Origin of the sequence: Limosilactobacillus mucosae DSM 13345, from assembly GCF_001436025.1 — a bacterium.
Taxonomy (GTDB): domain Bacteria; phylum Bacillota; class Bacilli; order Lactobacillales; family Lactobacillaceae; genus Limosilactobacillus; species Limosilactobacillus mucosae.
Genome location: NZ_AZEQ01000011.1, coordinates 1 through 11,991, shown reverse-complemented (window position 1 = coordinate 11,991; position 11,991 = coordinate 1). Strand labels below are relative to the sequence as shown.

Sequence of the window (11,991 nt, the reverse complement as noted above, 5' to 3'; positions counted from 1 at the left end):
TTTTAAATGGCTCTAGATCTTTATAAATACGTTGCAAGTATTCCTGACTATCCAGAAAAGGGAATCATCTTCCGTGATATTTTACCGCTGATGGCTGACGGTGAGGCCTTCAAGCAGGCAACCGATGAAATTACAGCATTTGCTCGTGAACGAGACGTTGATATGGTTGTTGGTCCTGAAGCGCGGGGCTTTATCGTTGGCTGCCCGGTTGCCTATGAATTAGGCGTTGGCTTTGCGCCAGCACGGAAGAAGGGTAAGCTGCCACGGGCAACGGTCAGTGCTTCTTACCAGTTGGAATATGGCGAGGCAACGCTGCAGATGGAAAACGACTCTGTTAAGCCTGGTCAGCGCGTTTTGGTAGTTGACGATCTGCTGGCTACTGGCGGTACGATTGGTGCTACGGTCGACATGGTTGAGCAAATGGGCGGCAAGGTCGTTGGTGCAGCTTTCCTGATTGAATTAAAAGAGCTGGAAGGCCGTAAGCATCTGCGCGGTATCGATACGAAGACGCTGATGGAATTTTAGTCGCTGATCGGTTGGTTTTTCGTACAAAAAGGGTCCAACGCTCATGGAGTGGAGGACCTTTTTATTGTCATACGGCTTTTTTATAATGATCATGCATCTGATCAGTCAAAAATCTCAAATTATGATTGAAATAAAGTACGATCCGTAAAAAATTATTGTAAAGTAGTAATGAAATAGATTTTTATTTAATGATTACAAAGGAGCTTTCCATGATTTTCTTAGTTGTATTCGGCGCACTGATGCTGATCTTGAGTGCCTTTTATCTGGTTAATTCCTGGCAGCAGTATCGCCAATGGGTAGTGCCAACGATCATGCTGGTGTTAAGTCTGGCAGCTACGGTTTATGGTACGATCAATCTGCCATATTGGCACCATAGTCAATCGGCACAGCAAACGACGAGTGCTGACAGTTCAGGATCGTCGCTTAGTTCTGCGACTGATTCGAAAGCTGATTCAAGTTCCAGTTCTAGCTTTTCAGTCAATGGCGCTACCGCGGTCTTCAACCAGCAGGACAGCGGCGCCACTCAGGAACAAAAAGAAATGTATCTGCTTCGTCAGCTGCAGAAGGCCTACAGCAAGATGGGCACCGTCAACTATGACAGCGACTCGAAAACCTATCAGATTATGCCAACCAATGAGAATACGGTTGAGGCTTTAAACTACATTGCCCAAAATCCAGCTCAGGCTCAGCAGGCAGGATGGTCAAACCTTACCAATTCGCTTAACCAGACTTCAAAACAGATTAAAAAAATCGTGGGCAGCGGCTATTCATTAAGCATGATGAAGCCCAACGACAATCAAACGGCGCTGTATACGGCTAAGGATGGCGAGCAGACCTACAGTATCGTCAATCAGTAGGGGGCGAGCGGATGAAGAATCGTGATCGGCTGGTCTTAGTGACGGTGATTGCGTTTGGCTTGGCCATGCGTGCGCCCATCGTCACCATTCCATTGATAATCGATCAGCTTGCGCGCCAGTTAAAAACCGCAGTCGGCAACCTTGGAATCTTGACAACCATTCCGCTGATAATGTTTTTGCTGTTTTCGATCGTTGTCGCTAAGGAAATGACCAGATTCGGCCTGCGTCGCGCTTTAAATTTTGGCTTGACGGCGTTGGTCTTAGGCGCCTTGTTAAGACTGGACGTTGCCTGGCCAATGCTGCTGCTTGGCACGGTGCTGGTTGGATTGGGCATTACGCATCTAAACGTTTTGACGCCTTCCGTGGTTGCCACGTATGAGCCCAATCACACTGCATTTTATACTACAGCTTATTCGCTGGCGATTATGGTTGGTTCATCAGTATTCAGCCTGCTGACGCATCCGTTATCGAGTACTTTTGGCTGGTGGTCCGTCTTGGTCGTTTTATTAATGTTGACGATGTTTCCTTGGCTGATGTGGATACTTTTCAAGTTGCCGGTACCAGTACGTTCTCAAGCAAAGCGCGCTGATAATCAGTCAGTCAAATCAATTCATGAACCAGACCTAAAAACGACTGCCGTGCCGCTTTGGCAGAATCGATATGCGTGGTGCTGCCTGTTGATGTTTGGTACACAGTCGCTTATTAACTATACTTTAGTGGCCTGGCTGCCAGAATTGATGCGTTTTAATGGTATTTCTGGCGGTCAGATCAGTATTGTCTTGGCAATGTATTCAGCAGCAGGCATGCCGGTGTCATTGCTGCTGCCCCGTTTTCTTGAAACAGCCACGCATCGAAGCCAGATCGTAATGTCGATCGTGGTTGGACTGTTGACGCTGTTGGCGGCCGTTTTGATGTTTTGGCAGTCGTCCATGCCACTTGTTTACTGGTATTATTTGTCAATCATTACTGGTGCAATGACGGCTTTTTACTTCATTATGGCGCTAACGACTTTTCCACTTAAGACGATTTCACCAACCCGAACGGCACAGCTTTCCGGTTTGACGCAAAGTGGCGGTTATCTGATAGCATCGTTTGGTCCAGCGCTTTATGGCCTGGCTTTTAAAAGCAGTCCGCTGGGAATCATGCAGATTTGGTGTTTTGCCATTGTCATCGTTTTATGTACTTTGGCTAGTTTTGTGGTTATCAAAATGCCAAAAATTTAAAAGTAAATTCAAAAAAGCAGTGGTCGTTTCGATCGCTGTTTTTTTATGCCTTGACGATTGTTAAGCCAGTCGCTAAACTGGAAAAAATTTTAAAAGGGAATGATTAGAATGCTTAAAATTGATGGCCACACCCATACTGAGCTTTGTCCCCACGGCAGTCACGAGAGCACGCGGGCGATGGTTGAACGTGCCATTGAGCTTGGCTTTGACGAATATTGGATTACTGAGCACGCGCCCATGCCAAAAGATTTTGTTCAACGGTTTGCCGGTCCAGCCGATGATTGGCAAACGGAAGGACTCAGCTGGGAGCAGGTTGACGACTATCTAAACTTAGCTGAGCAGCTGCAAAGTGAATATGCCGATCAGATCAAGATCAGCATTGGTTTTGAGATTGAGTATCTGGCAGGCTTTGAAGAAACGACGCACGCCTTTTTGGATCAGTATGGGAAAAAGACCCAGCACAATATTTTATCGGTACATTATCTTCAAGATGATCAAGGAAAATTTTGGGGAATTGACTATTCCACAGATGAGCTGCAGGCTGGGTTTGCCAATGAGCTGAAGACGCCGCAGCTGCTATATCAGCGTTATTTAAAAACGGTCTTGGCCAGTGCCCGCTGCGATTTGGGAAGTTTTAGTCCCGATAAGCTCGGCCATATCAGTCTGATCAAAAAATATCAAGATTATTTCGGCCTGCCGGAAGCCTTTGATCGATCATGTCAGCAGCTGATTGATGAGATCATGACTACCGCCAGCCAGCGGCAGCTGAGTCTGGACTTCAATTCGGCTGGCCTTTATAAAAAATACTGCAATGATTTTTACCCAGGCATTCAGATTGCATTGGCAGCATTAAATGCCGGAGTACCGCTGATTTTTGGGTCGGATGCGCATGGTGTTGATGAGGTTGGTCGTGGCTGGCACGGTATGAAAAATTTTTTAAAAGTTCTTGACACTCTTAAAAGATGAGAATAATATAGCTACAACACCAAATGAATCTCATTATTTTTTAATGGTAATGAACCGGAGAGTAGCTATCGTGGATTATTAAGAGAGTCTCGCAAAGTTGGGAAGAGATTGATTGCGATAGTGAACCACACCGGTGAGCCGACCAGCTGAAAGGTTATAATTAGGCTGCTCCGGGACCACTCGTTATCAGGGCTGAATTTTATCCAGCATGAGGATCGTTTCGCAAGGGGCGATCGAATTTGAGGTGGGACCACGCGAAAAGCGTCCTCTTTGTCCAGATGGGCAGAGAGGACGCTTTTTTATATAAAAAATAAATGAGTAAAAAATGAGAGGAGGCATTATCATGATGAGCAGCATTGCTTTACCGGCTGGCTTGCGCGATCAGTTTGGCACGGAGGCAGAATCAAAGGATCAAATCAGTGCCTGGCTGATGAAAAATCTGCGCAGTCGTGGTTATCGACGCATCATTACGCCAATCGTGGAGCGGCGGGATCTGTTTGCCGAGTTCAACATGCAAAGTGAGCAGTATCGAGTGATTGACCCGGCTGGCGATGAGTTGGTCTTGAGACCGGATCTGACCTTGCCGGTTGCCCGGTTCTTGGCAACGACCAACGTTAAGCTCCCCCAAAAGATTTATTATCTGGGCGAGCGGTTTCAAGCAGCACCTGAGCTTTCAGGCGGGAAAAACGAACAGACGCAGGCTGGCATCGAATTAATCGGCTATGGTTCATTGAAGGCAGAAATGGAAGGTGTGATCTTAATGCATCAGCTTAACCGCCATCTGCTGGACAATCAGTTAACGATTGAGCTGGGACACGCCAGACTGGTTGATACGATTCTCGATGCGCTTGAACTGGATGAAGAACTGCAGCAGCAATTGGCCCAGGCACTTTATCATAAAAACTTTCCGGCCTATGAAAAGCTGCTCAGACAGGTTGATGCCCCCCAGACAATGCCGTTTCTGCGTAAATGGCCATGGCTGTTTGGCACGCTGGCGGAGGTCAACGACATGTTGGCAGAAGTCAAGGTTCCTGAGCTGGCCCGTCCGTTACTTGGTCAACTCAAGACGGTGGCTGAATTCGCTGGTGAGCTGGCTGATCAGCAGGTAATTGTCGATCTCAGCAGTGCGGTGCCGCAAAAATATTATACGGGTATCGTTATGAAAGGCTATGTGGAAAAGACGACCGGTGCCTATTTAATCAGCGGTGGACGCTACAACCGCCTTTTGGCCAACTTTCAGTCACAGTTGGAACCCGCGGTTGGCTTGGGAATCAACATTGATGCTTTGGCCGAGGCGACAGCACTCAAACCGGTCAAAAAACAGCCGGTCTTTGTCTACGCGCCGTTTGAGCTTCTCGGACAGGCAGCGGCACTGGTTGAAAAGCATGGCAACTACTCGCTGGCTTTGGCTGATTCGTTGCAGGAGGCTCAGCAGCAGGCCCAAACAGCGGGGGCAAAACTGGTCGCCTTGGATGCTAAAAAGGGGATGAAGGAATGCTGAGAATCGCGCTGACCAAAGGAAGAGTTGAAAAGAAGTTCATTCCGCTTTTGCAGAGATGCAATATTGACTGTCAGCCCTTGATCAATAAGCAGCGCCGCTTAATTATCAATCTGGGTGATCAGTATCAGATCATTCTGGTTAAAGGTGAAGACGTCTGCACCTATCTAAGAAAAGGAGCGGTTGATCTGGGCGTCGTAGGAAGCGATGTTTTAGAAGAACAGGGTGCCGATGAGCAGGTAAATGAACTGTTGGATTTAAACACTGGTCGCTGTCAATTTATCGTTGCCTCAAAAAGCGATTTTGACTGGAACCAGCCGCGCCGCAAGGTAATTGGCACCAAGTATCCCAACGTGGCGCGCCGCTGGTTTGCCAGCCAAGGCGAAGACGTCGAGATCATCAAGATTGCCGGCTCGGTTGAACTGGCACCACTGACTGGCTTGGCCGATGCCATCGTTGACCTGACTGAAACTGGAACAACGCTGCGGGTTAATCACTTGGTCGTTCATGACTGGCTGGACGTAATCACGAGTCGGCTGGTGGCTAATCCGGTTGCCTTAAAGCAGAAGCGTGATGAGATATTTACATTGACGAATCAATTAAGACAGGCAATGGAGGAAGAGTATGATGAAGATTTACGAAAAGTCACTGAATGAAATGAAAAAAATCGTTGCTCGCTACACTGAACAAACCATTGATTTTGAAATCGAAAAGACCGTCAGCGAGATTATTCAAAATGTAGCACAAAACGGTGACCAAGCAGTTCGCGACTATGAGCGCAAGTTTGATAATGTCAACCTGGCAGATTTTTCCATTCCGGCCTTTCAGCTTGACCAGGCCTTGGATTCAATCGATGAAGACTTACGGGCGGCTTTGGAACTGGCTAAGCAAAACATTACCAGTTTCCACAAACAAGAAATTGAAAACAGCTTTGTTGACGTCAGCACACCAGGAATCATGCGCGGTGAAAAGATTACGCCGCTGGCCAGCGTAGGTCTGTATGTGCCAGGCGGAACGGCAGCTTATCCATCAACTATTCTGATGTGTGGCATTCCGGCTAAGCTGGCTGGAGTTAAACGTGTCGTAATGGTGACGCCGCCACAGCCAGCCGGCATCAATCCGGCGGTCTTGGCAGCTGCCAAACTGGCCGGAGTCGATGAGGTCTATCAGGTTGGCGGTGCTCAAGCCATTGCTGCTTTAGCCTATGGCACGGAAACCATCCCCGCTGTCGATAAGATTATGGGACCCGGCAACATCTTCGTGGCAACGGCTAAAAAGCAGGTGTTTGGCAAGGTAGCCATTGATATGGTAGCCGGTCCATCTGAAATCGGCATCCTGGCTGATGAAAGTGACAATGCCAAAGAAATCGCGGCTGATCTTTTGTCACAAGCTGAACACGACAAGCGGGCCCGGGCCATGCTGATTACCAACAGCAAGTCGCTGGCCGAAGCCGTTTCTAAAGAGATTGAACGCCAATTGAGCACGTTGCCGCGTCAAGAGATTGCACGAACTTCCATTGAGGATCGCGGTTTTATTGCAGTGATGGAAAATACGGCTGAGATGTTTGAATTGATGAACGACGTGGCTCCGGAACACTTGGAGGTTCAATTGGAAAATCCAACTCAATATCTGGGGCTGATCAAAAATGCTGGTTCAGTTTTCTTGGGTCGTTATGCCAGTGAGCCTTTGGGTGATTACGTGGCCGGACCAAATCACGTGCTGCCAACTGGTGGAACAGCACGCTTTGCTTCACCGTTGGGGGTTTATGATTTTGTCAAGCGGACTCAGTTCATTCAGTTTGATCGTCAAAATCTTAAAGCTGATCTCAAAGCCATTACCAAGCTGGCGCGTACGGAAGGTTTGGAAGCTCACGCCCGCGCCATTGAAGCCAGATTTGAAAAGGAGGACTGATCAGATGCGCAAAGCAACGATAAACCGAGCTACGAAAGAGACGCAGATCAAAGTCGCGCTGAATCTTGACGATCAAAGCCAGGTTGCCATTAATACCGGCGTGGGCTTTTTTGACCATATGCTGGAGCTGTTTGCCAAGCACGGCCGCTTTGGCTTGGTCGTGGAGGTCAAAGGCGATCTGAACGTTGATGCTCACCACACGGTTGAAGATACCGGCATCGTCTTAGGTCAGTGCTTTAAAGAAGCATTAGGCGACAAGGCGCAGATTGAGCGCTATGGCAATGCCTTTGTACCAATGGATGAGACGCTGGCACAGGTTACGGTTGATTTAAGCGGCCGTTCCTATCTGGTATTTGATGCCGAGCTGACCAATCCACGGCTAGGCACCTATGAAACGGAAATTACCGAGGACTTTTTCCAGGCGCTGGCCTTTAATGCTGAGATGAACCTGCATGCCAGAGTATTATATGGCCGCAACACGCACCACAAGATTGAAGGATTGTTCAAAGCAACGGCCCGCGCGATGCGGCAGGCGGTTACGATCAATCCAGCCATTCAAGGAGTTAACTCAACCAAGGGGATGATTTGATGATCGCGGTAATCGATTATGGAGCAGGCAACGTCTTTAACGTGCTCAAGGCCTGTCGGTACCTAGGCCGAGAAGCTGAACTGACGGCTGACCCGCAAAAAATATCGCAGGCGGATGTGGTGCTGTTTCCAGGCGTGGGAGCATTTGGCGCAGCCATGACTCGCTTAAAAGAAACCGGACTTGATCAAGTCATTAAAAGCACGGTTGCCAATGGGACCCCATTTTTAGGTATCTGTCTAGGCATGCAGCTTTTGTTTGATTCATCAACTGAGTTTGGCAGTGCAGCCGGCCTGGGCTTGATTCCAGGACAGGTCGTGCGGATTCCCGATGAGGATGGTCAAAGAATCGTTCCGCAAGTGGGATGGAATCAAAACGAACTGCAACGGCCGGAAAGTATTTTTAAGTCGATCGATCGGCAATATACCTATTTTGTTCATTCCTATTATGCCAAGTGTGCTGAGGAATATGTCGTATCAACGGTTGACTATGGCGTGGCCGTGCCAGCAATCGTTCAAAAAGACAACGTTTACGGTTTCCAGTTTCACCCTGAAAAAAGCGGTCAAGTCGGGTTGGAACTGCTGCAAACCTTTTTTGAAAAGGCGGTGAGAGCATGATCTATCCAGCAATTGATCTTCAAAACGGCAGCAGCGTGCGGCTCTATCAGGGCGACTTCAAACAAGAAACGCTGGTCAGTGCCGATCCAATCAGACAGGCGCGCTTGATCAGAGAAGCCAGGATCGGTGGACTGCATCTAGTGGATCTGGATGGCGCTAAAACTGGTCAGCCACAGAATTTTGAGCTGGTAAGTCAGATCGTTAAGGTATTTGCGGGTGAAACTGAGATTGGCGGTGGCATTCGAAACGAGCAGACGATCAGACGCTACCTAAAAAGTGGGGTTGATCGAGTCATTCTTGGTTCAGCAGCTCTAAAAGATCCTAAATTTACCAAGCAGATGCTGGAAAAATTCGGCAGTCGAGCAATTACGATCGGCGTTGACGGCCGCAACGGTCAAGTAGCAACTGATGGCTGGCTCAATCAGTCCACGACTTCAATGGCTGATCTGATTGCGGCGATGACTGATGCCGGAGCCAAACGCTTTATCGTTACTGACACGGCAACGGATGGTACGCTGACGGGGCCGAATATCGAGCTGCTTGAAGGACTGCAGCAAAAGTTCCCCGAAGTACGGATCGTGGCCTCAGGCGGCGTTGGCAGTCTTGATGATCTGAAAAAGCTTAAGCAGGCTGGGTTAAAAGACGTGATCGTAGGTAAGGCGATTGCAGCGGGCAAGGTAACCTTAGAGCAGATTGCGGAGGTGAATGAGGATGCTGGCTAAACGAATCATTCCATGCCTGGACGTAGCTGACGGACGGGTGAAAAAAGGCGTTCATTTCGTCAACTTAAAAGATGTCGGCGATCCGGTTGCAATTGCAGCAGCATATGAAAAACAGGGCGCTGATGAACTGGTTTTTTTGGACATCACTGCAACCAATGAAAAGCGGCAGACCATGAGTAACGTGGTTGAGGCAGTTTCCAAACAAGTCTTCATGCCGCTGACGGTTGGCGGTGGCATCAAAAATCTGGCCGACATGGAGCGCATGTTAAAAGCCGGAGCTGACAAAACCGCGATCAACTCAGCAGCAGTTGCCAACCCATCACTGATCAGCCAAGGTGCCGAACGATTTGGCAGTCAGGCTGTGGTAGTGGCGATTGACGTTCGCTGGAATCCAGCAGCCGGTAAATATTTTGTCTACACGCATGGCGGTCAGCAAAAGACGAATCTTGAGGCAGTTGCCTGGGCTAAAAAAGCCGTTGAGCTGGGAGCCGGTGAGCTGCTGATTACCAGCATGGACTGTGATGGGACCAAAGATGGCTTTGATCTCAAGCTCTACCAGACGATTGGCCGCATCGTCAACGTGCCGATCATTGCTTCTGGCGGGGCCGGCAAAATCCAGGACTTTGTTGACGTATTTAAGCAGACGCCAGTGACGGGAGCTTTGGCCGCCTCGGTCTTTCACTTTAAAGAGCTGACGATTCCGCAGGTTAAGCAGGTGCTGGCTAAGGAAGGAGTGCCGGTTCGCCAATGAAACCCGATTTTTCGAAAATGAATGGTCTGCTGACGACGGTGGTGGTTGATGTCAATACCAAAGCCGTTTTGATGGTGGCCTGGATGAATGAAAAAAGCTTTCAAAAAACGCTGGCCAGTGGGGAGACGTGGTTTTGGTCTCGTTCCCGTCAAGAACTCTGGCATAAGGGAGCTACCAGCGGCAATACGCAGCGGGTGGTCAGCATGACGCTTGACTGTGACGGCGATACGCTTTTAGTAGCGGTCGATCCTAAAGGGCCAGCCTGTCATACCGGACGATACAGCTGCTTTTTTAATCCAATTGAAATCATGAAAGAAGGCAATGCTAATGACACAGCAGAATCTTGATGAACTTTATGAACTGGTTAAACAACGGAAAGAAAATCCAATTGATGGTTCGTACACTGACTATCTCTTTAAAAAAGGCCTGGATAAGATCTTGAAAAAAGTCGGCGAGGAAACGACTGAGGTTATCGTCGCTGCCAAAAACAGCGATCCGGCTGAACTGCAGTACGAAACGGCTGATCTGCTGTATCATTTAATGGTCCTGCTCGTTGAATGCGATCTGCCATTTGAAAAAATCAAAGAAGAGCTGGGTTCGCGCGTTGGTCAGATGAGCCAGTTTAAGGATCGTGCCCCAATCAAAAAACTTTAGAGGTGAGACGATGAAAGAAACGATTAAGCAACTGGCAAGCTATGTACCGCCAACGCCGACGGAAACGATTGCCAAACAATATGGCCTTAGCCGCGTTGCCAAGCTTTCGGCCAATGAAAATCCATATGGAACCTCGCCTAAGGTTGCCGCGGCGGTTGTTGATGCCGTGGAGCAGGGGAGTGGCAATTGGTATCCAGATGGCAATGCAACCGTGCTGCGAGAAATGATTGCTCAAAAACTGGCCGTTAAAGCAGAAAATATCGTCTTTGGCTGTGGTCTGGATGAGATCATTACCTTGGTTTCAAGAGTCTTTTTGGAATCAGGAGATGAAGTCTTGGTTGCTGAGCCGACGTTTTCCGAATACGGTCTCAATGCTCAGATAGAAGGCGCGACCGTCAAAAGCGTGCCTGTTGACTCGCAAAGCGGCGCCAATGATTTGAATGCTTTTTTAAACAACATTACGCCGAATACCAAAATGATCTGGCTGTGCAATCCTAACAATCCGACCGGTGGATATAATCAAATCGCTGCTCTGCGTGATTTTATGACTCAGGTTCCCAAAGATGTTTTGGTACTGATTGATGAGGCATATATTGATTTTGTCAGGTCCGCTCAGCCTGCCTCGGCATTGCCGCTGCTCAAAGAATTTGACAACGTGGCTGTTTTAAGAACCTTCTCCAAGATCTATGGACTGGCCGGCTATCGGGTTGGCTATATTATTGTCGATGATCAGCGGGCGCGCTATCTGCAGACGGTGCGCCTGCCATACAACTTAAATACGCTGTCGCAGGTCGCGGCCCAGGCAGCATTTGCTGATCAAGAGTTTGTCGAGCAGGTCGCGGTTAAAAATGCTCAAGAGCGTGATAAATGGGAGACGTTTTTAAAACAGCACCATGTTTTCTACTATCCCAGCCAGGCTAACTTCATCTACTTTAAGCTGCTGGGTGCCGATCAGCTGGCTAAACGATTCTTGGAAAACGGTTATCAGATTCGCACCGGATTTGCTGATGACTGGCTGCGAGTTACGATTGGTCTGCCGAATGACAATCTGGCGATGCAGCAGATTATGGCTGATTTTTTAAATTAAGCGTGCGATTAACTGCTTTGTTTAAGCAAGGCAGTTTTTCTGCTGTTAATTGAAAAATAGACTGATTTAACGACTGCCCTTAAAAAGATCAGATATCGGTTTTGGGATGGCAAATCGAGCCTGTCTTATGTGATCTTTAAGCGAATTGTTGGATCGATGCTTCTGACAAAAGCCATTAGTGGTGGTGTCGCGTCCATGCAGTTGATTCTTTTTAAATAAAGCCGGCAGCATCGATAATAGTTTATGGATTGATGCAACAGCGGCCTTCTTATGATTCATAGTCTTGGAAGATCGCTGTTTGCTTTTTTGCAGGACGGCTCTATTTGAAAAAACGATGATTTATTCTTAAATATTGCCAAAAAGTTCAATATTTCCTTGATTAACAAGTAGTTTCTTTGATGATTGTTCATGTTTCTTAAATAAATAAAAAAGTTTTATTTTTGTCGTTGACATTTACTTGCAATCTCGGTATATTAGATAACGTTGTCGCGGCGATAAGCTGCTGATCACTTGAGTTTGGTGGCTTTTCGCACAATTGCCAAGATAAGTCAATTAAAAAAGTTCTTGACATGTAGTTGACAATTTGTTAAACTG

The 11,991-nt window shown here is 47.8% G+C and carries 14 protein-coding genes and 1 other annotated feature; all 14 genes read left to right on the top strand.

Features of this window, described 5'->3' with window-relative positions:
* The first annotated feature begins 6 nt into the window (after window positions 1-6).
* The 14 genes from FC47_RS05895 to hisC all read left to right on the top strand — a co-directional run bounded on the left by FC47_RS05895 (window position 7) and on the right by hisC (window position 11,397).
* The gene (locus tag FC47_RS05895) at window positions 7-525 is read left to right on the top strand and encodes an adenine phosphoribosyltransferase (RefSeq protein ID WP_056968398.1); all 519 of its coding nucleotides are present in this window, start codon (window positions 7-9) and stop codon (window positions 523-525) included.
* Window positions 526-734: 209 nt separating this feature from the next.
* Complete coding sequence (locus tag FC47_RS05890) at window positions 735-1,382, top strand: hypothetical protein (RefSeq protein WP_048344662.1); 648 nt, start codon at window positions 735-737, stop codon at window positions 1,380-1,382.
* 11 nt (window positions 1,383-1,393) lie between these two features.
* Window positions 1,394-2,605 carry an MFS transporter gene (locus FC47_RS05885; protein WP_006499759.1) on the top strand — a complete coding sequence of 404 codons (1,212 nt, stop codon included), beginning with the start codon at window positions 1,394-1,396 and terminating at the stop codon, window positions 2,603-2,605.
* Between the two features lie 108 nt (window positions 2,606-2,713).
* Window positions 2,714-3,571 (top strand): histidinol-phosphatase HisJ, encoded by an 858-nt coding sequence (hisJ, locus tag FC47_RS05880; protein WP_056968397.1) that lies wholly within the window; start codon window positions 2,714-2,716, stop codon window positions 3,569-3,571.
* Window positions 3,572-3,611: 40 nt separating this feature from the next.
* Window positions 3,612-3,843, top strand: a binding site (T-box leader).
* Between the two features lie 71 nt (window positions 3,844-3,914).
* Window positions 3,915-5,072 (top strand): ATP phosphoribosyltransferase regulatory subunit, encoded by a 1,158-nt coding sequence (locus tag FC47_RS05875; RefSeq protein ID WP_006499761.1) that lies wholly within the window; start codon window positions 3,915-3,917, stop codon window positions 5,070-5,072.
* Entirely contained in the window at window positions 5,066-5,725 is a 660-nt protein-coding gene (gene hisG / locus FC47_RS05870) for an ATP phosphoribosyltransferase (RefSeq protein WP_048344664.1), read from the top strand. The genes FC47_RS05875 and hisG overlap by 7 nt, the downstream gene beginning before the upstream one ends.
* Window positions 5,697-6,980, top strand: a complete 1,284-nt coding sequence (gene hisD, locus FC47_RS05865) for a histidinol dehydrogenase (RefSeq protein WP_056968396.1) — start codon at window positions 5,697-5,699, stop codon at window positions 6,978-6,980. Before hisG ends, hisD begins: the two co-directional genes overlap by 29 nt.
* Before the next feature lie 4 nt (window positions 6,981-6,984).
* A complete protein-coding gene (hisB, locus tag FC47_RS05860) occupies window positions 6,985-7,569 on the top strand; it encodes an imidazoleglycerol-phosphate dehydratase HisB (RefSeq protein WP_056968395.1) in 585 nt (194 codons plus the stop codon).
* Window positions 7,569-8,183: an imidazole glycerol phosphate synthase subunit HisH gene (hisH, locus tag FC47_RS05855; protein WP_056968394.1), complete on the top strand. Its 615-nt coding sequence runs from the start codon at window positions 7,569-7,571 to the stop codon at window positions 8,181-8,183. Before hisB ends, hisH begins: the two co-directional genes overlap by 1 nt.
* Window positions 8,180-8,905, top strand: coding sequence for a 1-(5-phosphoribosyl)-5-[(5-phosphoribosylamino)methylideneamino]imidazole-4-carboxamide isomerase (gene hisA, locus FC47_RS05850; protein ID WP_048344667.1), 726 nt, complete (start codon window positions 8,180-8,182; stop codon window positions 8,903-8,905). Before hisH ends, hisA begins: the two co-directional genes overlap by 4 nt.
* Entirely contained in the window at window positions 8,895-9,656 is a 762-nt protein-coding gene (gene hisF / locus FC47_RS05845) for an imidazole glycerol phosphate synthase subunit HisF (RefSeq protein ID WP_056968393.1), read from the top strand. Before hisA ends, hisF begins: the two co-directional genes overlap by 11 nt.
* The gene (hisI, locus tag FC47_RS05840; protein WP_033935685.1) at window positions 9,653-10,003 is read left to right on the top strand and encodes a phosphoribosyl-AMP cyclohydrolase; all 351 of its coding nucleotides are present in this window, start codon (window positions 9,653-9,655) and stop codon (window positions 10,001-10,003) included. Before hisF ends, hisI begins: the two co-directional genes overlap by 4 nt.
* Window positions 9,984-10,310 (top strand): phosphoribosyl-ATP diphosphatase, encoded by a 327-nt coding sequence (gene hisE, locus FC47_RS05835; protein ID WP_033935686.1) that lies wholly within the window; start codon window positions 9,984-9,986, stop codon window positions 10,308-10,310. The genes hisI and hisE overlap by 20 nt, the downstream gene beginning before the upstream one ends.
* 10 nt (window positions 10,311-10,320) lie before the next feature.
* A complete protein-coding gene (gene hisC / locus FC47_RS05830) occupies window positions 10,321-11,397 on the top strand; it encodes a histidinol-phosphate transaminase (protein WP_048344670.1) in 1,077 nt (358 codons plus the stop codon).
* The last annotated feature ends 594 nt before the right edge of the window (window positions 11,398-11,991 follow it).

Coding starts and splice junctions, on each gene's coding strand:
- hisH (WP_056968394.1), top strand. CDS start 7,569: ATGATCGCGGTAATCGATTATGGAGCAGGCAACGTCTTTAACGTGCTC.
- hisG (WP_048344664.1), top strand. CDS start 5,066: ATGCTGAGAATCGCGCTGACCAAAGGAAGAGTTGAAAAGAAGTTCATT.
- hisB (WP_056968395.1), top strand. CDS start 6,985: ATGCGCAAAGCAACGATAAACCGAGCTACGAAAGAGACGCAGATCAAA.
- FC47_RS05895 (WP_056968398.1), top strand. CDS start 7: ATGGCTCTAGATCTTTATAAATACGTTGCAAGTATTCCTGACTATCCA.
- hisI (WP_033935685.1), top strand. CDS start 9,653: ATGAAACCCGATTTTTCGAAAATGAATGGTCTGCTGACGACGGTGGTG.
- hisC (WP_048344670.1), top strand. CDS start 10,321: ATGAAAGAAACGATTAAGCAACTGGCAAGCTATGTACCGCCAACGCCG.
- hisF (WP_056968393.1), top strand. CDS start 8,895: ATGCTGGCTAAACGAATCATTCCATGCCTGGACGTAGCTGACGGACGG.
- hisJ (WP_056968397.1), top strand. CDS start 2,714: ATGCTTAAAATTGATGGCCACACCCATACTGAGCTTTGTCCCCACGGC.
- hisE (WP_033935686.1), top strand. CDS start 9,984: ATGACACAGCAGAATCTTGATGAACTTTATGAACTGGTTAAACAACGG.
- FC47_RS05890 (WP_048344662.1), top strand. CDS start 735: ATGATTTTCTTAGTTGTATTCGGCGCACTGATGCTGATCTTGAGTGCC.
- hisA (WP_048344667.1), top strand. CDS start 8,180: ATGATCTATCCAGCAATTGATCTTCAAAACGGCAGCAGCGTGCGGCTC.
- hisD (WP_056968396.1), top strand. CDS start 5,697: ATGAAGATTTACGAAAAGTCACTGAATGAAATGAAAAAAATCGTTGCT.
- FC47_RS05885 (WP_006499759.1), top strand. CDS start 1,394: ATGAAGAATCGTGATCGGCTGGTCTTAGTGACGGTGATTGCGTTTGGC.
- FC47_RS05875 (WP_006499761.1), top strand. CDS start 3,915: ATGATGAGCAGCATTGCTTTACCGGCTGGCTTGCGCGATCAGTTTGGC.